The 23,128-nt window shown below is 60.2% G+C and carries 24 protein-coding genes; 14 read left to right on the top strand and 10 right to left on the bottom strand.

Features of this window, described 5'->3' with window-relative positions; all coding sequences use genetic code 11:
• Window positions 1-69: 69 nt before the first annotated feature.
• Entirely contained in the window at window positions 70-561 is a 492-nt protein-coding gene (locus EKK30_RS16245) for a polymer-forming cytoskeletal protein (RefSeq protein WP_290986613.1), read from the bottom strand.
• 121 nt (window positions 562-682) lie between these two features.
• Here EKK30_RS16245 and EKK30_RS16240 point away from each other — a divergent pair, with 121 nt between their 5' ends.
• Window positions 683-1,858: a hypothetical protein gene (locus tag EKK30_RS16240; RefSeq protein ID WP_290986612.1), complete on the top strand. Its 1,176-nt coding sequence runs from the start codon at window positions 683-685 to the stop codon at window positions 1,856-1,858.
• Between the two features lie 11 nt (window positions 1,859-1,869).
• Here the strand turns inward: EKK30_RS16240 and EKK30_RS16235 are convergent, their stop codons facing one another.
• The 6 genes from EKK30_RS16235 to tpiA all read right to left on the bottom strand — a co-directional run bounded on the left by EKK30_RS16235 (window position 1,870) and on the right by tpiA (window position 6,845).
• Window positions 1,870-2,409 carry a hypothetical protein gene (locus EKK30_RS16235; protein ID WP_290986611.1) on the bottom strand — a complete coding sequence of 180 codons (540 nt, stop codon included), beginning with the start codon at window positions 2,407-2,409 and terminating at the stop codon, window positions 1,870-1,872.
• 48 nt (window positions 2,410-2,457) lie between these two features.
• Window positions 2,458-4,086, bottom strand: coding sequence for a CTP synthase (locus EKK30_RS16230; protein ID WP_290986610.1), 1,629 nt, complete (start codon window positions 4,084-4,086; stop codon window positions 2,458-2,460).
• Window positions 4,087-4,182: 96 nt separating this feature from the next.
• Window positions 4,183-4,761, bottom strand: a complete 579-nt coding sequence (locus EKK30_RS16225; protein ID WP_290986609.1) for a hypothetical protein — start codon at window positions 4,759-4,761, stop codon at window positions 4,183-4,185.
• Window positions 4,762-4,878: 117 nt separating this feature from the next.
• Window positions 4,879-5,259, bottom strand: coding sequence for a preprotein translocase subunit SecG (gene secG / locus EKK30_RS16220; protein WP_290986607.1), 381 nt, complete (start codon window positions 5,257-5,259; stop codon window positions 4,879-4,881).
• A 161-nt stretch (window positions 5,260-5,420) separates the two neighbouring features.
• The gene (locus tag EKK30_RS16215) at window positions 5,421-6,068 is read right to left on the bottom strand and encodes a hypothetical protein (RefSeq protein WP_290986606.1); all 648 of its coding nucleotides are present in this window, start codon (window positions 6,066-6,068) and stop codon (window positions 5,421-5,423) included.
• Window positions 6,069-6,071: 3 nt separating this feature from the next.
• A complete protein-coding gene (gene tpiA, locus EKK30_RS16210) occupies window positions 6,072-6,845 on the bottom strand; it encodes a triose-phosphate isomerase (protein WP_290986605.1) in 774 nt (257 codons plus the stop codon).
• Between the two features lie 224 nt (window positions 6,846-7,069).
• On the opposite strand from tpiA, the gene EKK30_RS16205 reads away from it, so the two are divergent.
• Both EKK30_RS16205 and trpE read left to right on the top strand, forming a co-directional pair.
• Window positions 7,070-8,959, top strand: coding sequence for a SurA N-terminal domain-containing protein (locus EKK30_RS16205; RefSeq protein ID WP_290986604.1), 1,890 nt, complete (start codon window positions 7,070-7,072; stop codon window positions 8,957-8,959).
• Window positions 8,960-8,993: 34 nt separating this feature from the next.
• On the top strand, window positions 8,994-10,526 hold the full coding sequence (gene trpE, locus EKK30_RS16200; protein ID WP_290986647.1) for an anthranilate synthase component I: 1,533 nt from the start codon (window positions 8,994-8,996) through the stop codon (window positions 10,524-10,526).
• An 18-nt stretch (window positions 10,527-10,544) separates the two neighbouring features.
• Here the strand turns inward: trpE and EKK30_RS16195 are convergent, their stop codons facing one another.
• Window positions 10,545-10,943, bottom strand: coding sequence for a hypothetical protein (locus EKK30_RS16195; RefSeq protein ID WP_290986603.1), 399 nt, complete (start codon window positions 10,941-10,943; stop codon window positions 10,545-10,547).
• Window positions 10,944-11,053: 110 nt separating this feature from the next.
• On the opposite strand from EKK30_RS16195, the gene EKK30_RS16190 reads away from it, so the two are divergent.
• The 7 genes from EKK30_RS16190 to EKK30_RS16160 all read left to right on the top strand — a co-directional run bounded on the left by EKK30_RS16190 (window position 11,054) and on the right by EKK30_RS16160 (window position 16,847).
• Complete coding sequence (locus EKK30_RS16190; RefSeq protein WP_290986601.1) at window positions 11,054-11,572, top strand: histidine phosphatase family protein; 519 nt, start codon at window positions 11,054-11,056, stop codon at window positions 11,570-11,572.
• 115 nt (window positions 11,573-11,687) lie between these two features.
• The gene (locus tag EKK30_RS16185) at window positions 11,688-12,284 is read left to right on the top strand and encodes an aminodeoxychorismate/anthranilate synthase component II (protein WP_290986600.1); all 597 of its coding nucleotides are present in this window, start codon (window positions 11,688-11,690) and stop codon (window positions 12,282-12,284) included.
• Window positions 12,285-12,337: 53 nt separating this feature from the next.
• On the top strand, window positions 12,338-13,336 hold the full coding sequence (gene trpD / locus EKK30_RS16180; RefSeq protein ID WP_290986646.1) for an anthranilate phosphoribosyltransferase: 999 nt from the start codon (window positions 12,338-12,340) through the stop codon (window positions 13,334-13,336).
• A 4-nt stretch (window positions 13,337-13,340) separates the two neighbouring features.
• Window positions 13,341-14,138: an indole-3-glycerol phosphate synthase TrpC gene (gene trpC, locus EKK30_RS16175; RefSeq protein ID WP_290986599.1), complete on the top strand. Its 798-nt coding sequence runs from the start codon at window positions 13,341-13,343 to the stop codon at window positions 14,136-14,138.
• On the top strand, window positions 14,135-14,629 hold the full coding sequence (moaC, locus tag EKK30_RS16170; RefSeq protein ID WP_290986598.1) for a cyclic pyranopterin monophosphate synthase MoaC: 495 nt from the start codon (window positions 14,135-14,137) through the stop codon (window positions 14,627-14,629). The genes trpC and moaC overlap by 4 nt, the downstream gene beginning before the upstream one ends.
• 2 nt (window positions 14,630-14,631) lie before the next feature.
• Window positions 14,632-15,843 carry a gephyrin-like molybdotransferase Glp gene (gene glp / locus EKK30_RS16165; protein WP_290986596.1) on the top strand — a complete coding sequence of 404 codons (1,212 nt, stop codon included), beginning with the start codon at window positions 14,632-14,634 and terminating at the stop codon, window positions 15,841-15,843.
• A 164-nt stretch (window positions 15,844-16,007) separates the two neighbouring features.
• The gene (locus EKK30_RS16160; RefSeq protein ID WP_290986595.1) at window positions 16,008-16,847 is read left to right on the top strand and encodes a transglutaminase family protein; all 840 of its coding nucleotides are present in this window, start codon (window positions 16,008-16,010) and stop codon (window positions 16,845-16,847) included.
• Between the two features lie 19 nt (window positions 16,848-16,866).
• Here EKK30_RS16160 and efp read toward each other — a convergent pair whose 3' ends face one another.
• Window positions 16,867-17,436, bottom strand: coding sequence for an elongation factor P (gene efp, locus EKK30_RS16155; protein WP_290986594.1), 570 nt, complete (start codon window positions 17,434-17,436; stop codon window positions 16,867-16,869).
• A 152-nt stretch (window positions 17,437-17,588) separates the two neighbouring features.
• Between efp and epmA the strand changes: the two genes are divergently transcribed.
• The 3 genes from epmA to EKK30_RS16140 are packed head-to-tail and all read left to right on the top strand — an operon-like array spanning window position 17,589 to window position 20,187.
• Window positions 17,589-18,638: an EF-P lysine aminoacylase EpmA gene (gene epmA, locus EKK30_RS16150; protein WP_290986592.1), complete on the top strand. Its 1,050-nt coding sequence runs from the start codon at window positions 17,589-17,591 to the stop codon at window positions 18,636-18,638.
• A gap of 8 nt (window positions 18,639-18,646) precedes the next feature.
• On the top strand, window positions 18,647-19,120 hold the full coding sequence (locus EKK30_RS16145) for a GFA family protein (protein ID WP_290986591.1): 474 nt from the start codon (window positions 18,647-18,649) through the stop codon (window positions 19,118-19,120).
• A complete protein-coding gene (locus EKK30_RS16140) occupies window positions 19,117-20,187 on the top strand; it encodes a lysine-2,3-aminomutase-like protein (RefSeq protein ID WP_290986589.1) in 1,071 nt (356 codons plus the stop codon). Before EKK30_RS16145 ends, EKK30_RS16140 begins: the two co-directional genes overlap by 4 nt.
• Before the next feature lie 9 nt (window positions 20,188-20,196).
• On the opposite strand, the gene EKK30_RS16135 is transcribed toward EKK30_RS16140, so the two are convergent.
• The gene (locus EKK30_RS16135; protein ID WP_290986588.1) at window positions 20,197-20,388 is read right to left on the bottom strand and encodes a hypothetical protein; all 192 of its coding nucleotides are present in this window, start codon (window positions 20,386-20,388) and stop codon (window positions 20,197-20,199) included.
• Between the two features lie 435 nt (window positions 20,389-20,823).
• Between EKK30_RS16135 and EKK30_RS16130 the strand changes: the two genes are divergently transcribed.
• Window positions 20,824-22,956: a molybdopterin oxidoreductase family protein gene (locus EKK30_RS16130; protein ID WP_290986587.1), complete on the top strand. Its 2,133-nt coding sequence runs from the start codon at window positions 20,824-20,826 to the stop codon at window positions 22,954-22,956.
• The last annotated feature ends 172 nt before the right edge of the window (window positions 22,957-23,128 follow it).

Below are 23,128 nucleotides of genomic sequence, written 5' to 3'. Positions count from 1 at the left end.
ACCGCAACAATCATAATGATAATCCCGGCGCGGCTGCGCCGGGATTATTTGTCGGAGGAGTTCGCTTGGTCACGAAAGATCAGGAGTTACTTCGCTGACGTCTTTGGCTTTCTTGACGCTTCCTTCGAAATGCGCGCCTTCCGCGATCGTCAATTTCTCTTGCACGATATTCGCTTCGACCACCGAATGCTCATGCAGGATCACGTTCGATCCCTTGAGTTCCCCTTTGACGCCACCTTGAATGGCGATCGTCCGCGCCGTGATGACGCCCTTCACATGCGCACCATCATCGACCGTCACAGCCTCACCGTGAACATCTCCTTCGATGTGGCCCTGGATCAGCAGCGATCCCTTCGTCTTTAAGATAAGCTGCTCCCCGAAGATAGAAATGTCCGGCCCGAGAATGGACGTCGGCCGATCGGCGGAAACGGGTGCATAAGGCGGTGACGAGTTGTTCGATACGACACCCAACGGACCGGAGAACCTTGGCGGCGGGGCGACGGGTGCGGGTTGGCGTGGGTTTTCTGCGCGCGTTTCGGAGCGTGATTCACGACTGAACATGATGACCCCCTGGGATTGATCCACTCTGAACATAAGAAAGTTCACATCCCGCTTGTAAGAGAACGCCACGCGATTGCAGCGGCAAGAGGGCACTGAGCGTAATTTGGCAAAAGGACGTTGGATGAAATTGCGAACGACGATGACGCGAGCTAACGGCGTGCGATCGCTGACGACCGCGGCATTGCTCATTCTGTGTCCAATCTTCGCTTTACACGCGTACGCTGACGATCTCGCGCAGCAAATCCGTGCGTACAAGGAGAAGCTCGCGATCTACACGATGGCGCGGGCGGCCTACGAACAAGAAGCAGCACCCTATTGGGCTACAATCAACGAAAAGCGGAAACGGCGGATCGCGCGCCAACACGGCGGCGAACGTCCCTCGGCAAGTGATTATGTACTCAACCAACCGCCGCTCTACACCGGGCCACCAAAACCAATCGATCCCGAGAAGCCGCACGCTGACGCGGAGTACGTTCCAGTCGTGGCCGACTTTCTCGAGCAAGCACGCAAGCATTTCGAGTTCGTGCCTGACAGGCCCATCAGCGACGAAGCCTATGCGCAAGCTTATGCGAAAGCTGCCCTCGCGGCGGGACTGACATCCGAGCAATGCGTCAAGATCTACGCCTTCGAATCCGGAGGCGCCGGCGGTTATGCAGTGCAGGCGGGATTGGAATACGACCGGCCCGGCGCACGCGCGATCACCACGGCGCTCGGCTACAACCAGCTCCTGACGACGAACAGCATCGAACTCTTAGCCGAAGCCGGCGATACTATTGTCGCGACGCTGCGCGACAAGGCGCAGAGCGCGGATGATGTGCGACGAGAACGGCTCCTCGAAAAAGTTGCCATTCTGAAGAAAATGATCGCGTTCAGTCGCAGCGTGCCAGATCGCTGGGCTGCACACAGCCGTCTTGCGGCCACGGACAAGGGTCTGGGCGTGCACGCCCTCATCCTTGATGTCGACATCGGCCCACTGCTGCAGGTTCACAAGCTGCTGACCTCTGTGATCTATGCGAAGCGCAAGGGCTACGATGCGCCTCTAACGGCTGCCGAGTTGGAGATGATGAACCTGACCGGCGACGGCAATGGCTTCGACATGGTGAGCATGCCGGACGACCTTCGCAAAAAGGTGCCAACTTCAAATTTCTTCCAGCGTGGCGGCTACGAACGCAATCCGGTAGCCATTCGAAACAACACGGTCGCGAAGCTCCTGGCGGCGACTGACGCCAAGATGGAAGAGGAAGCGCAGCTCTCAGGCGCGAAGAGCCTGAGATTGGCTTTCCAACGCACGGAGTAACTGAGCTTTATTTAACGGGCATTCTTGATCCCGGCGATATCCGCCATCGGAATCAGAAAACCTTCGAAGTTTTTCGCGGTCCACTCGGACTTGGCGGAATCGCTGACTAACGAAAAGCTTTTGTCGGGGCCGATTAGGCGCGCCTCGATAGAAAACGTCCGAGTGCCATTGTCCCAGTCAACTTCCCGCTCGATTTGCAGGACGCGAACGCCTTCGACGGTGCGCTCGCGCGGTTCGCTTACTCGAACATTGCGGATGCGGCCGGAACCTTTGTAGCGCTCCGCCAGATTTCGATGGTGCTGCTCGAATTCAGCGAGTGTCAGCGCAGCGCGATGAGGTTGCGATTTGTAGCTCACGACCGCGCCAGCGGCGCAAAGCTCGCTGGAGCAGCGGTAGGAAACGACGCCGTCGGCGCCAGTCGTTTGCGCCCATCCTTCCATCGCAAGCGCCACGGCTTCTTGGGTGCGGCCAGGCGCGCCGACCAAGCAAATTCCAATCAGCACGATCAACGCGCGGATAACTTGCACCTGCCGCCAATGCCAAGAAACCATTCGCTTTCCGTTCTCCGACCTTCTCGAATGTGGACCGGAGAGCGGTTTCTACACAAGCCTGCTCTGCACGACTGCCGCACCAATGAAGCTCGCGAACAGCGGATGCGGTTCGAAGGGCCTTGACTTCAGCTCAGGGTGATACTGCACGCCGATGAACCACGGGTGGTTCGGATATTCGACCGTTTCTGGCAGCAGGCCGTCAGGCGAAGTTCCAGCAACGCGCAGACCCGCTCTTTCCAGATCAGCGCGATACCGCATGTTCACTTCATAGCGGTGCCGGTGGCGTTCCGAAATTTCCGCCGATCCATAGATCTTGTTGATGTGGCTGCCTTCAGCCAGCTCCGCCCGATACGCGCCGAGACGCATGGTGCCGCCGAGGTCGCCGCCTTGACGACGCTGCTCGAGTTCGTTGCCACGCATCCACTCCGTCATCATGGCGACGACGGGCTCTTTCGATTCACCGAACTCGGTCGAGCTCGCTTCCTTGATGCCGGCGAGATTCCGCGCAGCCTCGATGCACGCCATTTGCATGCCGAAGCAGATGCCGAAGTATGGCACTTGCCGTTCGCGTGCGAATTTCGCTGCTAGGATTTTGCCTTCGGAGCCGCGCTCGCCGAAGCCGCCCGGCACAAGAATGCCATTGACGCCCTCAAGATACGGAGCGGGGTCTTCGCGCTCGAAGATTTCGCTCTCGATCCACTCCAGTCGCACCTTCACGCGATTGGCAATGCCGCCATGAACGAGCGCTTCGTTTAGCGATTTGTACGCATCCTTGAGGCCGGTGTATTTGCCGACGATCGCGATCGTCACCTGTCCTTCCGGATGGGCAACAGCGCGCGAGATCGTCTCCCAGCGCGTGAGATCGGGCTTCGGCGCCCCGGTGATGCCGAACGCGTGCAGCACTTCGCGATCGAGGCCTTCGCGGTGATAAGCGAGCGGCACGTCGTAAATGGAGGCGACGTCGAGCGCCTGGATCACCGCTTCCGGCCTGACATTGCAGAACAGCGCGATCTTCTTGCGCTCGCTGACGGGGATGTCGCGATCCGATCGGCACAGCAGGATGTCTGGCTGAATGCCGATCGAACGGAGTTCCTTTACCGAATGCTGTGTCGGCTTCGTCTTCAACTCGCCCGCAGATGGAATGTAGGGCATCAGCGTCAAGTGGATGAAAACGGACGCGCCCCTTGGCAGCTCGTTGCCTAGCTGGCGAATGGCCTCGAAGAACGGCAAGCCCTCGATGTCGCCCACCGTGCCGCCAATCTCGACCAGAACGAAATCGACATCCTCGTTCCCAGAAAGAACGAAATTCTTGATGGCGTCGGTGACGTGCGGAATGACTTGCACGGTGCCACCCAGGTAATCGCCTCGCCGTTCCTTGGCGAGGATGTCCTGGTATATCCGCCCCGTGGTGACGTTATCCGACCGTTTCGCCGGCACGCCGGTGAAGCGCTCGTAATGCCCGAGATCGAGATCCGTTTCGGCGCCGTCATCGGTTACGAAGACTTCGCCGTGCTGATAGGGGCTCATGGTCCCTGGATCGACATTCAGATAGGGATCAAGTTTCTTGAGCCGAACCGAATAGCCGCGCGCCTGAAGAAGCGCGCCAAGAGCGGCGGACGCTAGGCCTTTGCCGAGAGAGGAGACCACGCCGCCGGTGATGAAGATATACCGCTGCATGGGCCTTGGTTCTGGCACAGCCGACCCCGGATTCGGAAGCGGCTTTTTTGCACCTTCACCAATCGAAAAGGTCGCAACGCTCAGAAAGCAACCGAGCTAGACGCGGCCACACTGCTGAGCAACCTCTTGAGTTGCCGCGGCCTGCACGTCCGGAGGCACGGTTTCAGAGGCAAGTTGGGCCTTCAGCTGCTCGGCCGTTTCCCGCGTATTCCGGGCGGCCGGGGCTATGCCGTCGCGGCCATAGGTAACGTCAATCGACACCACGCGCAGATCCAGCGGCTTGATATCAATGACTTGGCCCTTATCCGTCGTTTTCGTCTTGCCGCACTTGTAGCTCGTGGCGGGAGGCGTCGCCGTGAATGTCTTCTGGTGCTGCTGATTGCCGTAATCGGCGGCCGCGGCCATCGCGATTTTTGCCAGTCGATCCGCTGGCGTGCTCGGCGAACCCGCAGCGGTGATATGCATGCTGCCGTCTGCATTCTGAGCAACGCTATAGCCGGCCGGCGCAAAGAGGTTCGCAGCCTGGTAATCGGTCACGGACGCCGTCGTCATACTGGACAGGCTGGCGCCGCAACCAGCCGTTGCCAGGCCCGTAGCCGAGGCGACGCCGAGAATCCAAGCCCGTCGGGCTATGCTCCGCCCAGCCGCAGTTCTGCCCACGCCAATGTTCGCCATGATGTCCGTCCCCCGAAGTGGCGTCCACTTTTGCAGGGAACTCGACACGGGTCCAGCACCGACGGTGGCCCAGCTTTAGGCCACGCACACAAATCCAGCGTGTGTTGTATCAGCGGACTATTGGTTCTGCGGGACGAGCGGAGCGCGCGGTGTTTCCAGCTTGTCTAAAATGCCGCCGCGGCCAGGCTCAGGCTTCGCCGCCCCACCATTCGTAGCGTTGCCCGCGGGAGCCGTCGCAGCGGGCGAGCTGCCGAACATAGAGCCACGCTGGGTCGAGTGATTGGCCAGGATTGTCAATAGGATACTGGTCGTGAAGAAAGCGGCCGCAAGACCTGCCGTGGTGCGCGTCAGGAGATTGGCTGTCCCGCGGCCCGTCAGGAAGCCACCGCCACCACCGCCACCGATGCCCAAGGCGCCGCCCTCGGATTTCTGCAGGAGCACAACCCCGACGAGGATCGCGGCAATCATCAAGTGGATAACGAGAAGGACGGTAGCCATAAAATCCAGTTCCAGATCAGCCGAGAAGGGCGATAAGTGCGGCAGGGGTCGCGCTATACACTACCCTTGCGCGGGTCGCCAGCCCCCACGGCTTCCAACGCGCTGGGGACCGCCGCCGTCGGCGGTGCCGCCTCGTGACTTTGGGAGCTTTAAGAGCGTGTTCAAGGCCCCGAATGCGGCGAAACCGTCATTTCACCAAAGCCGAAGGCGGGAAGCGACGAGCTTTCCGACGAAGAATTTCCGACAAAGGACGACGACGCTCCAGATGACGGATTTTCCGATTGTACAATGACGGGGGGATTAGGCGCTGCGGTATCGGCGCTCGATTGATCACCCGTGTCGCCTTTGCCAGCGCTCTTCTTTGCCTCCGAAGGCTTCGCCTTCTTCTTTGTCACCTTTTTGGGAGCGGCCTTCTTGTCACCGGCCTTATCGGCAGTGCCTCCAGGCTTGGGCGGGTCCTTTGCTGCCGGGGCAGTCGGGTCGGCGTCCGAATTGATTTCGATCCGGGCCGCGGCCTCGCTTGCCCTTTGCGCTTCCGGTGAAAGCTTGGCATCGCGGCAGCCGAACTTCACCTGCTCGTCAAGAAGCATGTAATGCTCGATGTCGCGCAGGCGATCTGCCGGGAGGTTTGCCTTCGCCCAGTCAGCGCCCTTGTTGATATCGTCAAGGATGCCGGATTGCCGGAACTTGATTTGCTCCAGGCGCAGCGAGCTGCAGGTATCGGCGTCGATCTTGGCCTGGGTAGCGGCCGCAGCAAGCGGAAGAGCGAAAATGGCTGCAAAAATAAATGCACGGCGAGGAATCAGCATCACTCACCTTTCATAGGCACGAACTATGGCGAGAAAATCGCTCGCCTTGAGACTGGCACCTCCAACGAGAGCGCCGTTGACGTTCTCCACGGCCATCAACGTTGCCGCGTTATCCGGTTTCACCGAACCGCCGTAGAGAATTCGCATCTTAGCGCCTTCTGAGCCGAAGAGTGTGACCAGATCGCTACGGATTGCGGCATGAACTGCTTTCACGTCGTCAGGCGTTGGCGTGAGACCGGTGCCGATGGCCCACACTGGCTCATAGGCGATGACGGTAGTTGCTGCCGTGGATGATGCAGGCACAGATTCCTTGAGTTGCCCGCACACCACAGAAACAGTTTCCCCGGCTGATCTCTGATCCTTGGTCTCTCCAATGCAAACGATGGCGACGAGGCCGGCGCGGTGGGCTGCCTCCGCTTTTGCTCGGACCTCAGCGCTCGTCTCTCCATGGTCCGCGCGCCGCTCGGAATGGCCAACGATGACGGCAGTTGCGCCCGCGTCTCGCAGCATCTCGGCCGAAATATCGCCCGTATGGGCCCCACTCGGCTCAGGATGGCAATCCTGACCAGCCAACTGCACCCCACTCCCCTCCGCCGAGGCAGCAAATGGTGCGATCAGGGTCGCCGGAGGGGCAATCATGATGTCTACCGGGAGATCAGCGAGCGGACCCATATGGGCATCGCGAACCGCCAGAACCTCGGCTAGACTCGCCTTCCGGCCGTTCATTTTCCAATTTCCCGCGATCAGCGGCCGAATCCCGCGCCCGTCTTTCACCATGCTGCCCTCGTGCTGCGGACGCTCGTACGGCCTCTCCGGAGGCCCCGCATCGGTGAACACTCCGTAACCTCATCCGCGCCACGCTTGCAATCCGAAACGGGCTGCGCTTCATATCACGCCGAACCACCCCCGCGCGCCGCGCGGACATTCGCCATCCGAAGCTCGTGAGCCTACGCCTTCCCGCGCGGCAGCGTCACGCTTCCATCAACGGGACGTCTTTACGCATGCTTGAAGCTCTCAGACGCGGCGCCCAGACTCGGGTCGCCAAGCTGCTGTTCGGATTATTGGTGCTGAGCTTCGGCATCTGGGGCGTCCATGACGTGTTCACCGGCTGGGGTCGTGGCGCCATAGCGAAAGTCGGCAGCACGTCGATTTCCGATGAAGAATTCCGCCGTGCTTACCAGGACGAAATCGATCGCGTGTCGCAGCAGGCGAGACAACGGATCACCCCTGAACAGGGCCGCGCGTTCGGACTTGACCGGCGGGTGCTGGCACAGCTCATTGCTGGCGCGGCGATCGAAGCCCACGCGCATCAGCTCGGCCTCGCCCTGTCCGACAAGACCATCGTCGATGGCGTCCAGGCCGACCCCGACTTCCAGACCGACGGCAAGTTCTCCAAGGCGAATTTCGATAACCTGCTCCGCCAGATTGGCCTGAGCGAGCGCGGCTTCCTCGATCTGCGGCGCAAGGATGAACTGCGGGCCGCAATCGTCAGATCTTTCATCGCCGGCCAGACGATCCCAAAGCCGCTGTTTGATCTGATGCACGCCTACAACAACGAGAAGCGCGTCATCGAATGGGTGAAGATCGATCCTGATGCGGTCACCGTCGCGGATCCGACTGAGGCAAAGCTCAAGGAACTCTACGACAAAGATAAATCGAAATACATGACGCCAGAGTATCGCAACGTTCAGGTGCTGATGCTCGACGTCGACGCCCTCAAGAAGCACATCGACATCAGCGACGCCGAGATCCAAAAGGCATACGAGGCCAGTAAAGCGAGCTACGACACGCCGGAAGAGCGGCGAATCCAGCAGATCTCGTTCAAGGACAAGGCCGCTGCCGAAGCTGCCCTAAAAGCATTGCGCGATGGATCGAAGTCATTTGCTGACGTCGCCAAGGAAGCGGGCGCGAAGGACACCGATGTCGATCTCGGCCTCATTACCAAGAAGTCGATGATCGATCCCAAGATCGCCGACGCAGCCTTTTCGCTCGAGAAGGACAAGTATTCGGATGTGATCGAGGGCCGGTTTGCCGACGTGATCCTGCGCGTCACGCAAATACAGCCAGGCGTCACGCGCACGCTGGCGGACGTGAAGGACCAGGTTCGTGACAAGCTCGCCACTGAAAAGGCGCGTGCGGAGCTGCAGAACAAGCACGACGAGATCGAGGATAACCGGATTGCGGGCAAATCTCTGAAGGAAATCGCCGAGGCCCAGAAAATCACCTTCAAGGAGATTCCCGCCGTTGATGCCACTGGTCTTGGACCTGACGGCAAGCCGGTTATGGAAACACCGGATCTTCGCAAGATCATCTCGCGAGCGTTCGCTCCCGACAGCAACAATGACGATGCCGGCATCGAGCTGTCGAGCGACGGCTACGCGTGGGTCAACGTAGTCTCGACGGAAGCGCCGAAGCAGAAGCCGTTCGATACGGTGAAGGAAGAGGTCAAGAACGACTATCTTTCATCCGAACGCCATCGCTTGCTGGAGGAGCTTGCGAAAAAGCTCGCCGATCGCGTCAACGCCGGAACTCCCATCTCCGCCATCGAAGCCGAAGCCAAGAACAAGGTCGAAAAGACCGAGCCGATCACGCGTAAAACCATTCCGCAAAGCATTTCCGAAAGCGTCGTCGCACAAGCCTTCGCCATGGCGAAAGGCAAAGCGGGATTCGGTGAATCACCTGACCACACGACGGAAATCGTGTTCCAGGTCGCAGACATCATTCCGGCGCCGGCTGCCTCCCTGACCGAAACGGATGAACTCAACCGTCAGCTTCAGGGCCAACTCGCGAACCAGACACTCACCGAATACACCGAAGCTTTGAAGAAGCGCCTCGGAACGACTGTCAACGAGGCTGAGATCAAGTCCGTGCTTGGCGTCAGCGACGAGTGAGATTGACGTGAGCACGCTTACGGCATCGCCCGCAATGGAAGTCTGCCCGGCCGCCGATGCCTTCGCGCGACGCTACGATGAGGGCAAATCGCAGGTCGTGTGGGCTCGTCTCATCGCCGACCTCGAGACGCCGGTATCGGCTTATCTCAAGCTCGCGGATCGGCTGCCGATGAGCTTTCTGCTGGAATCCATTGAAGGCGGCTCCGCGCGCGGTCGCTACTCAGTCATCGGCTTTGCGCCCGATCTCATTTGGAAGGCGAACGGCGATACGGCAGAAGTCAACAGCTCGCCGGAGGCCAATCCCGACGCGTACATGCGCGACGATCGGCCAACTCTGCAATCCTTGCGCAATCTTCTGCAGGAAAGCGCGATCGAGCTCCCAGAGGCGCTACCCCCCATGGCCGCCGGCATCTTCGGCTACATGGGATACGACACCGTTCGGTTGATCGAGAATTTGCCGGAAATGAAGCCGGACGCGCTCGGCGTTCCCGACGCGATCCTCATCCGGCCGACGCTGATGTTGATCTTCGACAACGTCAAGGACGAGATGATCCTGGTGACGCCGGTCCGGCCTCATCCCGATGTTCCCGCGGAAGATGCCTACGCCGCTGCATTGTTGCGACTTGAGACCACGATCTCGCGACTTGCAGGCCCGGTTCCGCCAACAGCCGCACCACGATCGTCGGCGCCGGTGCTGCAGGAACCGCAATCGAACACCTCGCCTGCTGATTACATGGCGATGGTTGCGAAAGCCAAAGAGTACATCAAGGCCGGCGATATATTTCAGGTCGTCCTTTCGCAGCGCTTCTCTGCGCCGTTCGACTTGCCATCCTTCGCCCTCTATCGCTCGTTGCGTCGGCTCAATCCCTCGCCCTTCCTGTTCCATCTCGACTTCGGCACCCTCCAACTCGTCGGCTCGTCCCCGGAAATTCTTGTTCGCGCGCGCGATGGCGTCGTCACCATTCGACCGATCGCGGGCACAACCCACCGCGGAGCCACCGATGCTGAAGACAAAGCTCTGGCCTCCGCCCTGCTCGCTGATCCGAAAGAGCGCTCCGAGCACCTGATGCTTCTCGATCTCGGCCGCAACGACGTCGGCCGCGTGTCCTTGCCCGGGACGGTGACGGTGACGGACAAGTTCGTCATCGAACGGTACAGCCACGTCATGCACATCGTCTCCAATGTCATCGGCAACCTCGATGAAGCTAACCACGATGCGATCGACGCCCTGATGGCTGGTTTCCCCGCGGGAACGGTTTCCGGCGCCCCGAAAGTTCGCGCCATGGAGATCATCGCCGAACTCGAGAAAGCCAAGCGCGGTCCGTACGCCGGATGTGTCGGTTATTTCTCCGCCAGCGGCGAAATGGATACCTGCATTATTCTGCGCACCGCGATCTTGAAGGACGGGATGATCCACGTACAGGCAGGCGCCGGTGTGGTCCACGACAGCGTGCCCGAAAACGAGCAGCGCGAGTGCATCAACAAAGCCAAGGCCGTGGTGCGAGCCGCCGAGGAAGCGGTGCGATTCGCCGCACAGGCGTCGAACATTCCGCCGCGCGCAAACTGATCATCAGCCGAGCCGACCTCACCGCGGCTTGGGTTTTGCTTCGGCCTTCCATCGTTTGCCCCAGGCGCGCTGCCATGGCGACCATTTCGGCCGCCATAGCAAACTGACCATGCTGTGCCAGATCGCGTAGATCGGTAGCCAGAACAGAACGCGGATCGGAAGCGCGCCAAGTGCGAAGACCCAGCGCTGTGCGGTCTTGGAGGCAGAAGCACCGTACTTTTGGGTGCGAGCCCTGACCCAGCCCCTCACCTTCTCCTGGCCCAAAACGCGCTCGGCCAGCCGCAATGCGAAAAACGCGGCGATCGCGAGAGGCAAAATAAGCCAGAGCACGATCCAGAGGAACTGCACGATAATCCACCAGAGGATGCTGGCGGCTAAGCCGAAGAGCCAAAAAACTGGTGCCAGGAGGTATTCCATCGCAGATGGACCTTGTCATCACGCCAGCGCGAATCTATGGCCTACCGCTTAACGACACCGACGAGCTGCTATAAGGTTCGTCCGCCGCGCAACGCCAGCCCAAGGCCGCAATGCTTTCCCTCGCCCTCCTCCGACACGCCAAATCCAGCTGGGATGCGACCGACATCGAGGACTTCGATCGGCCTTTGAACGAGCGCGGACGTTCGGCTGCGCCGTTGATGGCCCAGGCGCTGAAGGAACTCAATTTCATGCCCGACCTCGTGATGTGCTCGCCAGCAAGGCGCACACGAGAAACCCTGTCGCTGATTTCCAACGCCGTGAAAGACGTCAAGGTCGATTTCGACGAGGAGTTGTATCTCACGAGTCAGGAAACGCTCTATGGCCTGCTCAAAGCGGTGCCGGCCTCCGCAAAAAAAGTTCTGATGATAGGGCACAATCCCGGCATGCACGGTTTGGCGTTGTTCCTGACCGGCACAGGGGACGCCAAATCAATCTCCCGTCTTGAAGACAAGTTTCCGACTGCTGCCTTGGCGATGTTTACTTTCCCGCAAGCCTCTTGGCATGAACTGCTCCCGGCGTCAGGGCACCTGGAAACCTTCATAACCCCGCGCGACCGCGACAAAGGCTGATTTCGCCTTTACTTTGAATCGCTGGCCCCGATAGCCATATTTCCTTGTCGCGACGCCACCCACGTCTGCTAGAAGGGCAGCGTGTGAGTACGACGCCGGCACACGAAGGGCCAATATGCTGATCCTGATCGATAACTACGACAGCTTCACTTACAATCTCGTCCATTATCTCGGCGAGCTTGGCACCGAAAGCGTGGTCATTCGCAACGACAAGGTTTCCGCCGACGAAGTCATGGCGCAGAAGCCGGAGGCCATCGTGCTGTCGCCAGGCCCGTGCACGCCCAACGAGGCTGGGGTTTGCCTCGACCTCATCAAGAAGGCCGGGCCGACGATTCCGCTCCTCGGGGTTTGCCTCGGCCATCAGGCAATCGGACAGGCTTACGGCGGGGATGTCGTGCGGGCTCCGACGCCAATGCACGGCAAGCTGTCGACGATTACGAATACTGGCAAGGGCATCTTCAAGGGACTGCCGAAACGCTTCGAGATCACACGCTATCACTCTTTGATCGTCGACAGGGCGACGCTACCCGACTGTCTGGAAGTGACGGCGGAAACCGACGACGGGCTCATCATGGGACTGCAGCATAAATCGCATCCCGTGCATGGCGTGCAGTTCCACCCGGAAAGCATTGCCTCCGAGCAGGGCCATGCGCTGCTTGCCAACTTCCTCGAACTCGCGGGGCTGACGCCCAAGAGCCGCAAGGCAGCCTGACCGTGACAACAACCGCCATCGTCGCCAATCCGGCACGCGAACTGAAGCACCTCATGAACAGCATCGCTGAGGGCCAAACCCTTGGCGACGAAGGCATGCAGAAGGCACTCGACCTGCTGATGTCCGGCATTGCGCCACCGGTTGTCATGGGTGCTTTTCTCATGGGAGTCCGAGTTCGTGGCGAGACGACGGAAGAGATCACCGGCGCGGCAAAATTCATGCGCAGCCGGATGACAACCGTCGACGCGCCGCCGGGAGCGATCGATATCGTGGGTACTGGCGGCGATAGCCGCGGCACCTATAATATCTCCACTGCAGCGACGATCGTTGCTGCGGGCGCTGGTGCAATCGTGGCAAAGCACGGCAACCGCGCCGTGACGTCGCTATCGGGAGCTTCGGACGTTCTCGCTGCGCTCGGGGTGAAACTCGACGTGCCGCCCGTCGTTGTATCCCGCGCCATTGCGGATGCCGGTGTGGGCTTCCTCTGGGCGCCGCTCTATCATCCGACGTTCAAGGCCTGGGCGCCGATCCGAGCCGATCTTGGCCTGCGGACAATTTTCAATCTCCTCGGGCCGCTCTGCAATCCAGCCCAAGTGACGCGCCAAGTACTTGGCGTCTACAGCCGTAACCTTGTCGAGCCAATTGCGGAAGTGCTTCGCAAGCTCGGATCGTTCCATACCTGGGTTGTTCACGGCGCCGACGGCATGGATGAACTGACGACGACGGGCGTTACGTATGTTGCCGAATTGAAGGACGGCGATATCTACGCCTTCGAATTGACGCCGGAGGATGCGGGTCTGCCCCGCAGCACCATCGAAGCGCTGCAGGGGGGCGACGCCGCAACCAACGCAGCCGCCATTCACGCGCTGCTCCATGGAGAGCCGGGTCCCTACCGCGACATTGTATTGCTCAATGCCGCGGCCGCACTTGTCGTTGCAGATAAGGCGGAGAGTTTGAACCAAGGCATCGAGCTGGCTGCCGCAGCAATCGACAGTGGACGCGCGGCGCGTGCTCTTGACCGGCTGGTCGCCGTGACGAACGAGCGAGTGTGAACCCATGGCCGACATCCTCGATAAGATCACCGCTTACAAGCGCGAGGAAATAGCTCGGGCCAAAGTTTTGAAACCTCTGCGCGTGATCGCCGAATATGCCCGCTCCGCTCCGCACGTTCGTCCGTTCGCGCAAGCAATTGCCGCCAAACACGCGAACAAGAAACCCGCGCTCATCGCCGAAATCAAGAAGGCATCGCCTTCGAAGGGCTTGATCCGCGCCGACTTCGATCCGCCGGCGCTCGCGAAGGCCTATGAAGCCGGCGGCGCGGCATGCCTTTCCGTGCTCACCGATCAGCCGTCGTTCCAGGGCGCACCTGAGTTCCTGACGGCCGCGCGCGAAGCAGTGAAACTGCCGGTGCTGCGCAAAGACTTCATGATCGACACCTATCAGGTCGCAGAAGCCCGGGCCTGGGGCGCCGATTGCATCCTGATCATCCTCGCGGAGGTCGAAGACGCCATCGCGCAAGACCTCGCGAGTGCTGCGAAAGACTGGGGCATGGATGCCATCGCAGAAGTGCACGACGCGTCCGAACTCGAGCGCGCCTTGAAGCTAGATTGCCGTCTCATCGGCATCAACAACCGCAATCTCAAGACCTTCGAGGTGAAACTCGAAACGACAGAGGAACTCGCACCGCTTGTTCCTGCAGATCGCATTGTTGTCGGCGAAAGCGGTATCTTCACACCGGCAGATCTTACGCGCCTCGCAAAAGTCGGCGTCAACACCTTCCTCGTGGGTGAGAGCCTGATGCGTCAGGCCGACGTCGCCGGGGCAACGAAGACGCTTCTGTCCGCTTCCCCATGAGCAAACTCTCGCACATCGACGACAAAGGCGACGCCCGGATGGTCGACGTCTCCGATAAGGCAGTGACGGCGCGCCATGCGATCGCCGAGGGGTTCATCGCCATGCGGCCGGAGACCTTGGCTCTCGTCGAAACAGGACAAGCGAAAAAAGGCGACGTGATCGGCGCCGCACGCATCGCTGGAATCATGGCTGCAAAGCGCACGCATGAATTGATCCCGCTCTGCCATCCCCTGGCCATCACCAAAGCGACTGTCGACTTCGCAACGACGCACGCGCCGGCCGGTATCCGCGTCACCGCCGAGGTGAAGGTATCTGGCCAGACCGGAGTGGAGATGGAGGCGCTCACGGCGGTGTCCGTCGCATGCCTCACGCTTTACGACATGCTGAAAGCTGTCGACAAGGACATGGTGATTTCCGATGTCCGCCTTCTCGAGAAGGCAGGTGGCAAATCGGGAACCTACAAAGCGGGCTCGCGTCCCGCAGGTGATTGACGATGGCTCTGCTGCCCGTTTCCGAGGCCCTCCGGCGCATTCTCGATAGTGCTGCAACTTTGCCGTCGGAGTCCGTAGGCCTGCTCGCCGCGCGCGGTCGCACCCTGGCGGAAGCCATCACATCAAAGGTCGACAATCCGCCGTTCGACGCGTCCGCGATGGATGGGTACGCCGTCCGGTCTGAAGATGTCGCAACTGTTCCGGTCACGCTCACAGTCGTTGGCGAAGCGGGGGCTGGGCGGCCATTCACCGACACGCTTCGCAAGCGACAGGCCGTACGCATCTTTACAGGGGGCATTCTCCCGCCGGGTGCGGATGCGATCGTCATTCAGGAAAACACGACGGCGTCTGGTTCCGAGGTGACGGTCCTGGAGACAGCCCAGCGCGACGCGAACGTCAGGACGCGCGGCCAGGATTTCGCGGCGGGTGAAGTGCTCGTTGAACCAGGTCGCCTGCTGACCGCACGCGATGTTCTGATCTCGGCATCAGCCGGATATGCCGAACTCTCCGTCGCACGAAAGCCGGTCGTCGCTATTCTCTCGACTGGCGACGAACTCGTCGCGCCGGGAGAACCTCTTGGCCCCGGCCAAATCTCGGGATCGAACGCCTATGGCCTGTCCGGGGTCGTAGAAGCGGCTGGCGGCGAAGCGCGCTTTCTTGGCATCGCCCGCGATTCCCTCGCGTCTCTGGATGAATTCATCTCTGCTGCAGAGGACGCCGATGTTCTGGTAACAAGCGGAGGGGCTTCCGTCGGCGATCATGATCTCGTGCGGCCGGCGCTTGAGAAAGCGGGTGCGCAACTCGATTTCTACAAGATTGCGATGCGCCCAGGAAAACCCCTGTTCTTCGGCTCGCGGCAAATCAGCGGCCGTCGACAATATTGCGTGGGACTGCCGGGCAATCCTGTTTCTGCGATGATCTGCGCGCGTGTGTTCCTAGTCCCCCTGATCGGTCGCCTGCTTGGACGAGAGACGCCATTTGAGGCGCTCGATGCGGTTCTAACGGACTCTATTCCCGCGAACGGTCCCCGCGAGCACTACATGCGAGGCGAGCTTGACGTGTCGAGCGTGCCGGCTCGTGTAACGGCGTTCAAGAAGCAGGACAGCGGGCTGGTCAAGTTTCTTCAGCGCGCGAACTGCCTCGTGGTTATTCCCGCAGACTCGCCCGCTCTCGACGCCGGAGCCTCCGTCCGGGTCCTTAAGCTCGATATTTGAGCACGCACACACCGCCGACCGAATGTTCTGTCCGGCGGTGGGCATAGCGCGCATACTGCGCGTGAATGGGCGATATTTGTGCAGTCCGGCGGTCGTTTGTTCCGGAACATTCCGAGCCTTGAAGAAGTTTTTTGAGAACCTGTTTTCGCGAGGGCGTCAAAATTATGCTTATTCACGTTGGTTACGATATTGGCCTTGAGCTTTCGGCGCCCACGCCGCTGCTCCTTCTCCTCGACGTCCACAGCAGCCGGCGCCGCGATATGATCTACGAGGATGCGCTGCACACGCCGGACGTCCCCATCTCTCACGGGCTCGATCTCTACGGAAATCGGACGCAGCGCCTCGTCGCGCCTCCGGGCCAGATGAAGCTAAGTTATCGCGCCGTTGTCAGCGATTCCGGCGAGGTCGAAGAAAAGCCCTTCACCGCGCGCGAGATCCCTGTCTCAGATCTTCCGAACTACGCGTTGCACTTCCTGAGCGGCAGCCGCTATTGCGAAACCGATCAACTTGCAGCGATTGCGTGGCAGCTGTTCGGGCATATTTCTCCGGGCTATCAGCGGGTCAAAGCGATCTGCGACTTCGTCCATAACCGGATCAAATTCGATTATCAGGCGGCACGCTCGACGCGCACGGCTTATGAAGCCTACAACGAGCGAACTGGCGTTTGCCGTGACTATGCGCATCTGGCCATCGCGTTCTGCCGATGCCTGAATATTCCGGCCGCCTACGTGAATGGCTATCTGGGAGACATTGGTGTCCCGGCTGACCCGGCACCGATGGATTTCAGCGCTTGGTTCGAGGCCTACATCGATCATCGATGGGTAACGTTCGACGCGCGGCACAACATGGCGCGAACCGGCCGTATCGTCATCGCCCGGGGGCGCGACGCGGCCGATGTGGCAATGATCACGTCTTTCGGCCAGCATTACCTGCGCGAATTCAAGGTCATCTGCGAGGAGGTCGCGCCCCAGCGCGCGACAGAACTCAAGTCGCGCGCTGCGTGATGCCTTGGCGCGAGACGGCTCAGTCCTTTGCGCGCTCGACGTAGGACCCGTCGGCGGTCATGACCACGACGCGGGTGCCAGCGCCGATGTGCGGCGGGACCATCACACGAGCCCCATTAGATAGCTTCGCTGGCTTGTAGGACGACGAGGCGGTCTGCCCTTTTACGACCGGATCGGCTTCGACGATCTCGAGGGTTACGCGCTGCGGCAGTTCGATGGATATCGGATTGCCCTCATGAAGCGAAACTAGGCACGTCATGCCCTCCTGCAACCATTGCCCCTGATCGCCGACGACATCCTTCGAAATCGAGATCTGATCGAAAGTCTCGGGCTGCATGAAATTGTAGCCCATGTCGTCTTCGTAGAGGTAATTGAAGTCCTTTTCGTCGAGATAGGCCCGCTCGACTTGGTCCGTGGTGCGATAGCGCTCGGTGACCTTAACGCCGTCGGCGATGCGCCGCATTTCGAGATGCGTCACCGGTGTACCCTTGCCCGGATGAATGTTTTCCGCATGCATCACAACGGCGAGCTTGCCATCGAGATCGAGCACGTTGCCTTTGCGGACCGAGCTTGCAATAACCTTTACCACGGGTACATCTCCGTTCTTATATTCAAAGCGCTGCGGCCGCCTCAGGGGCGGCCGGCCGGCGGAAGCCTTCAGGGAATCTGTCGCGTCTCATACCCGCTAAGTACCGTGCCGCCAAGTGCGGCAACCCGGTCGCCAACGTCTAGATTGTACGCATGTCGCAGCTTTCCCCCTGGTGGAGCCCCGAACGCCACGCCGACCGCCGCCATTTCCTGACTGGTCGCGGCCGGATCAAAACGGCGGTCCGGAATTGGTTTCTGGCTGAAGGGTTTACGGAAGTCGAACCGGGAATTCTCCAGTTTTCGCCGGGTAACGAAACGCATCTGCATGCCTTTCGCACGGAATTGGTGGGTACGGATCTCTCCCGGCACGAGCTCTTTCTTCACACCTCGCCCGAATTCGCGATGAAGAAACTGCTCGCGGCCGGTGAGACCAAGATTTTCAGTTTCTCGCCCGCTTTTCGCAATCGCGAACGGGGGTCGTTGCACAGTCCGGAATTCACGATGCTCGAATGGTATCGTGCTGACGCGCCGTACCAGACGCTCTGGGACGATTGCGGGACGATCCTGAAAGTCGCGAGCGAAGCGACAGAACGGAAGCAATGGTCCTTTCGGGGGCGGACGTGCGAAGTGTGTGCGCCCTGTGATATGCTGACCCTCGAAGAGGCATTCCTGCAGCAGGCTGGAATAGCGCTCCGTCAGTCAGGCTCCAATTTGATCGTAGATCGCGACGCTCTGCTTTCGGAAGCTGAGGTGGCAGGCGTACGCACTGACGCCGACGATACCTGGTCCGATATCTTCAGCCGCGTTCTCGTGGAGAAGATCGATGACCATCTGGGCTCGCCCGCACCTTCGATACTCTACGAATATCCCATCACCGAAGCCGCCCTCGCCCGCCCGGTGTCTAGCGATCCGCAGGTCGCCGAACGCTTCGAACTTTTCGTTTGTGGCGTCGAACTCGCAAACGGGTTCGGTGAGCTGACCGATGCCGACGAACAGCGACGCCGGTTCGAAACGTGGATGGCGGAGAAGGAGCGGATCTATGCCGAACGCTACCCGCTCGACGAGGATTTTCTCGCCGCATTACGCGACATGCCTCAAGCCTCTGGATGCGCGTTAGGCTTTGACCGGCTCGCAATGCTCGCAACCGGCGCGGAGAGAATCGACCAGGTTCTTTGGACTCCTTTCCCGCTACAGAACGAATAGGAAGAGCAATGACACAGGACGTTCACACCGGCGGCTGCCAATGCGGAGCGATACGTTTCCGCGTGGAAGGAATTCTTGACGACGCTTCCGTTTGCCATTGCCGCATGTGTCAGAAGGCATTTGGCAGCTTCTATGCGCCGCTCGTCAGCGTTCGCAACGCCAAACTCACCTGGACCAGGGGCGAACCAAAAAAATATCAGTCTTCCAATGCGGCCGCGCGCGGCTTCTGCGCCGACTGCGGAACACCGTTGACCTACGAAGCGCCCGACGGCGTCGCGGTCGCGATTGGCGCCTTCGATCAGCCGCAAACAATCGTGCCCAAAGTTCAGTGGGGAACCGAAGCAAAAATGCCGTACGTCGATTGGATCGCGGGGCTCCCTCAGCACGAGACACTCGAAGATCCCAACGCGGCCCCTTTCCTGAAGGATCTGGTTTCCTATCAACACCCGGATCACGATACGGAAGTCTGGCCGCCGAAATGACGATCATCGAACGCCGGCTGTCGTCCGTAAGTGATTTAGTTGCCGCAGCCTTGGTAAGCGACAGCGACCGTGATGCATTGGAAAGAGTCGCCGAACGCTACGCGATAGCGCTCACCCCGGCCATTGCAAACGCCATCGACCGTGGTGCATCGAGCGATCCGCTCGCACTACAGTTCATTCCGAGCGAGCGTGAGCTTCAGCCGCATCCGCGCGAGAACGACGACCCGATCGGAGATCGCCTCAAGAGCCCGGCGCCGGGCATCGTGCATCGCTACGCAGATCGTGTGTTGTTCAAGATTGCGAGCGTTTGTCCCGTATACTGCCGCTTTTGTTTCCGGCGCGAGATGGTGGGCCCGGCGAATGGCGAAGCCTTATCCGCTGAAGAATTTGCGCAGGCGATCGCCTACATTCGGCAGACACCCAGTATCTGGGAGGTGATCCTCACTGGCGGCGATCCGCTTATTCTGTCGCCGAGGCGGATTCGCGAAACAGTCGAAGCCCTGTCGACCATCAGCCACGTCAAAGTGCTGCGATGGCATACGCGCGTGCCCGTCGTGGATCCCGAGCGCATTTCAGCGGATCTTATCGACGCGCTCAATTCAAGCCATCAGACCGTCTTTGTTGGACTGCACACCAATCACCCGCGTGAACTGACGCTGGCTGCCCGAAGCGCCATCTCGCGCCTCGCTGACGCAGGCCTTCCCCTGCTCAGCCAGACGGTGCTGCTCAAAGGCGTCAACGACGATGCGGATACGCTGGAAGCCTTGATGCGTCAACTGGTGGAGCTTCGGGTAAAGCCGTACTACTTGCATCACGGCGATCTTGCGCCGGGAACAACGCACTTTCGCACCACGATTGAAGATGGCCGGCAGCTGATGGCCGAGCTGCGACGACGCGTGTCCGGCATTGCGTTGCCGACGTACGTGCTCGACCTGCCTGGAGCGCACGGTAAAGTCCCGGTAGAGAGCGGATCGCTCTCAGACACTACGGAGGGCTACCTCTTCAGGGACAGGCATGGCCGGTCACATCATTACGAGGACGCGTGCGCGGCACCTGACGTGCCTTGATCGCAGCGATTAGCCCAGGCGCCAGGCCCTCGTCAGGAAGCGCGCCGGCGGAGTTTCTCCTTCGTCAAGCTCCAGTGCATCGACGGCATCGAACCACTCGTCGCGCAAGCTCGGCGGCAACCGCGTTCCGCACCAAGGGCATCGGTCGATCAAAACATATGACGCCGTACCGTCGTGGATAATGAGGCCGTACTCGTTCATGATCTCGTTGTAGACAACGAGGGAATCTCCACATGCAAACGGATCGGAATGTTCCGGGCACTCGAACCTAAGTGCATTGACCATGGACGCGCAGCAATGCGGCGCAGAAGGACTCGCCGACCAGGCAGCCTCTAATGGCATCCAGAGCACGCGCCTGCCCGGAAAAAGAGCTCGAGACAACCTACGCTCCCATTTCCCAACGGGGCTTGAGCGTTCTCTTGCGACCGCAAGAGAAATCAACCAGCCCCGAAGCCGTCATCCTCGAAGTTCCATTGGAATTCAATCGGTACCCGTCGGCCTGGGTGACTGTTGAAACGCTCGATCTCCTCATTGGTGCCAAAAACTCTTTTGGTTGCTTGTCCTAGGGGTTCGGTGCCAAACTGACGCATATCAAACATGCCCGGCAAACGGGCGGGACTGCTTCGGAGGAACGAAATGAACGAACTGCTCCCTCGGGAAAAATTCTTTGGCGCATGTCCCCATGACTGTCCCGATACCTGCGCGATGATTTACGAGACCCAGCAGGGTCGCCTCGTCGAGGTTCGTGGGAATAAAGAGCATCCGATGACTCGGGGCGGCTTGTGTGTGAAGCTGAAGGACTTCGCCGACCATCACGCCAATCCAGACCGTCTGCTTTATCCGCTCAAGCGGTCAGGCCCCAAGGGCTCGAAAGAGTTCAAGAGGATCTCGTGGGACGAAGCCATCTCCGAGATCGGCGCGCGCTGGCGCGAGATCATCGCCGAGCACGGCGCCCAGGCGATCATGCCTTACAGCTACCTCGGCAATATGGGACTCGTGCAGGGCATCAATTCGGGCGATCCGTTTTTCAACCGACTCGGCACCACGGTGAATGAGAAGACCTTCTGCGCGTCCGGCTCATCGACCGCATGGCTTCTCACCGTCGGCCCTACCGGTGCGGTGGATCCCGAGAGCTTCGTGCATGCCAAATACATAGTGATCTGGGCCTGTAACTCGATCTCGACTAATCTCCATCATTGGCCGTTCGTGCTCGAAGCGCAAAGACGTGGCGCAAAGCTCGTCGTCATCGATGCCTACCGCTCGCGCACAGCGAAGGCTGCGGACTGGCATATCTGCCCGAAGCCCGGCACCGATGGCGCGCTGGCAATGGGCGTCATCAACTCCATCGTCGAGCAAGGGCTGGTCGACCAGGACTACGTCGACAACTACACCCACGGTTTTGCCGAACTTAAAGCCCGCGCTTCCGAATTCACGCCCGAATACGTTGAACGCACCACGGGCGTTTCCGCAGAAGACATTCGGAAGTTTGCCCGCGAATTCGCGACTGCTCAGCCATCCGTCATTCGGCTCGGCGTCGCATTGGAGCGCAGCGCCGGCGGCGGTCAGGCGATCCGTGCGGTCTGCAGCCTTCCCGCGCTGGTTGGTTCCTGGCGTTATGTCGGCGGCGGCCTCCTGCAGATGCCGCTCTGGGATTTCCCGATCGATTGGGCCAAGGCGGCGCGTCCCGACTGGATCAAACCCGGTACGCGGGTAGTGAACAACCTGCGGCTAGGGGCAGCGCTGACCGGCGAGATGAAACTCGATCCGCCGATCAAGAGCCTCTTCGTGTTCTGCACCAACCCAGTCAGCCAAGCGCCGGAGACCAACAAGATCGTCGCAGGCCTCAAGCGCGAAGACCTTTTCACGGTCGTCGCTGAGCACTTCCTCACCGACACGGCGAGATACGCGGATATCGTGCTGCCTGCGGCGATGGCCGGCGAGGCAGAAGACATGATGTGGTCGTGGGGCCATTTCTACCTCACCTACAATCAGAAGGCGGTCGAGCCACCGGGAGAATGCAAGCCGACGAGCGATCTCTGGCGTCTTTTGGCGAAGGAAATGGGCTTCGACGATCCGGTCTTCAAAATGACCGACAGCGAGCTGTGTGCCGAATACATCAACTGGGATGACCCGAAGATGGGCGGCATAGACATGGAGTATTTCAAGAAGCACGGCTACTTCAAGATCGATGTCGGCCCGGCTGACACCCGCACCCCCCATGCGGAAGGCAAGTTCCCGACACCTTCCGGTAAGGTCGAGTTCCTATTGCACGATGCCAAGAACTTCGTCGCCGGTCCGTTCCGGGCGATGTACGAAGGCGAGCAATCGGGTGAACCGGTCGATCCGCTTCCAGGGTATGTGCCGCCCCGCGAGACGCCCGAGACGAACCCGGCGCGCGCCAAGCTCTACACGCTCAACATCATTTCGCCGAAGAGCCACGCGTTCCTGAACTCATGCTATGCGAACGAACCACATAAGATCAAAGCACAAGGCGATCAGTTCGTGATGATCTCACCGGGAGATGCGGACCGGCGTTCGGTTCGCGATGGCGACCCTGTGCGCGTCTATAATGATCGCGGCGATTTCGAAGGGGTCGCGCGTGTGACGGATGACGTGCCCGATGGCGTGGTGGTGGCGACGCTCGGCTATTGGCGCTCGCTCAACCGCTCGGATGGCTCCGTCAACTGCATCTCGTCCGATGCTTGGAGCGGACTCGGCCGCGCACCGACATTCTCGGACAATCTGGTTGAGGTCCAGCGGGTTAACTGACGAACGCCTACTCTACTTTGAAGGACCTGCGCGACATCAGGTTGCGCAGGTCTCTGTTCCCCAGGTGACATCTGCGAAATCCCCCTCCGGCTAATATGGTGTCGGGGAAGTAGGTGGGCGTTCGAAAGTCCCGGCCCGGAACGGTCCGAGTACGGGGTCGTCCAGGCAGCGA

Source organism: Hyphomicrobium sp. (genome assembly GCF_003987855.1).
Lineage (GTDB): Bacteria > Pseudomonadota > Alphaproteobacteria > Rhizobiales > Hyphomicrobiaceae > Hyphomicrobium_B.
Note: the sequence above shows the minus strand (reverse complement) of the source record. Positions and strands in the feature narration are given on the sequence as shown.

Coding starts and splice junctions, on each gene's coding strand:
- EKK30_RS16245 (WP_290986613.1), bottom strand. CDS start 561: ATGTTCAGTCGTGAATCACGCTCCGAAACGCGCGCAGAAAACCCACGC.
- EKK30_RS16240 (WP_290986612.1), top strand. CDS start 683: ATGAAATTGCGAACGACGATGACGCGAGCTAACGGCGTGCGATCGCTG.
- EKK30_RS16235 (WP_290986611.1), bottom strand. CDS start 2,409: ATGGTTTCTTGGCATTGGCGGCAGGTGCAAGTTATCCGCGCGTTGATC.
- EKK30_RS16230 (WP_290986610.1), bottom strand. CDS start 4,086: ATGCAGCGGTATATCTTCATCACCGGCGGCGTGGTCTCCTCTCTCGGC.
- EKK30_RS16225 (WP_290986609.1), bottom strand. CDS start 4,761: ATGGCGAACATTGGCGTGGGCAGAACTGCGGCTGGGCGGAGCATAGCC.
- secG (WP_290986607.1), bottom strand. CDS start 5,259: ATGGCTACCGTCCTTCTCGTTATCCACTTGATGATTGCCGCGATCCTC.
- EKK30_RS16215 (WP_290986606.1), bottom strand. CDS start 6,068: ATGCTGATTCCTCGCCGTGCATTTATTTTTGCAGCCATTTTCGCTCTT.
- tpiA (WP_290986605.1), bottom strand. CDS start 6,845: ATGGTGAAAGACGGGCGCGGGATTCGGCCGCTGATCGCGGGAAATTGG.
- EKK30_RS16205 (WP_290986604.1), top strand. CDS start 7,070: ATGCTTGAAGCTCTCAGACGCGGCGCCCAGACTCGGGTCGCCAAGCTG.
- trpE (WP_290986647.1), top strand. CDS start 8,994: ATGGAAGTCTGCCCGGCCGCCGATGCCTTCGCGCGACGCTACGATGAG.
- EKK30_RS16195 (WP_290986603.1), bottom strand. CDS start 10,943: ATGGAATACCTCCTGGCACCAGTTTTTTGGCTCTTCGGCTTAGCCGCC.
- EKK30_RS16190 (WP_290986601.1), top strand. CDS start 11,054: ATGCTTTCCCTCGCCCTCCTCCGACACGCCAAATCCAGCTGGGATGCG.
- EKK30_RS16185 (WP_290986600.1), top strand. CDS start 11,688: ATGCTGATCCTGATCGATAACTACGACAGCTTCACTTACAATCTCGTC.
- trpD (WP_290986646.1), top strand. CDS start 12,338: ATGAACAGCATCGCTGAGGGCCAAACCCTTGGCGACGAAGGCATGCAG.
- trpC (WP_290986599.1), top strand. CDS start 13,341: ATGGCCGACATCCTCGATAAGATCACCGCTTACAAGCGCGAGGAAATA.
- moaC (WP_290986598.1), top strand. CDS start 14,135: ATGAGCAAACTCTCGCACATCGACGACAAAGGCGACGCCCGGATGGTC.
- glp (WP_290986596.1), top strand. CDS start 14,632: ATGGCTCTGCTGCCCGTTTCCGAGGCCCTCCGGCGCATTCTCGATAGT.
- EKK30_RS16160 (WP_290986595.1), top strand. CDS start 16,008: ATGCTTATTCACGTTGGTTACGATATTGGCCTTGAGCTTTCGGCGCCC.
- epmA (WP_290986592.1), top strand. CDS start 17,589: ATGTCGCAGCTTTCCCCCTGGTGGAGCCCCGAACGCCACGCCGACCGC.
- EKK30_RS16145 (WP_290986591.1), top strand. CDS start 18,647: ATGACACAGGACGTTCACACCGGCGGCTGCCAATGCGGAGCGATACGT.
- EKK30_RS16140 (WP_290986589.1), top strand. CDS start 19,117: ATGACGATCATCGAACGCCGGCTGTCGTCCGTAAGTGATTTAGTTGCC.
- EKK30_RS16135 (WP_290986588.1), bottom strand. CDS start 20,388: ATGAACGAGTACGGCCTCATTATCCACGACGGTACGGCGTCATATGTT.
- EKK30_RS16130 (WP_290986587.1), top strand. CDS start 20,824: ATGAACGAACTGCTCCCTCGGGAAAAATTCTTTGGCGCATGTCCCCAT.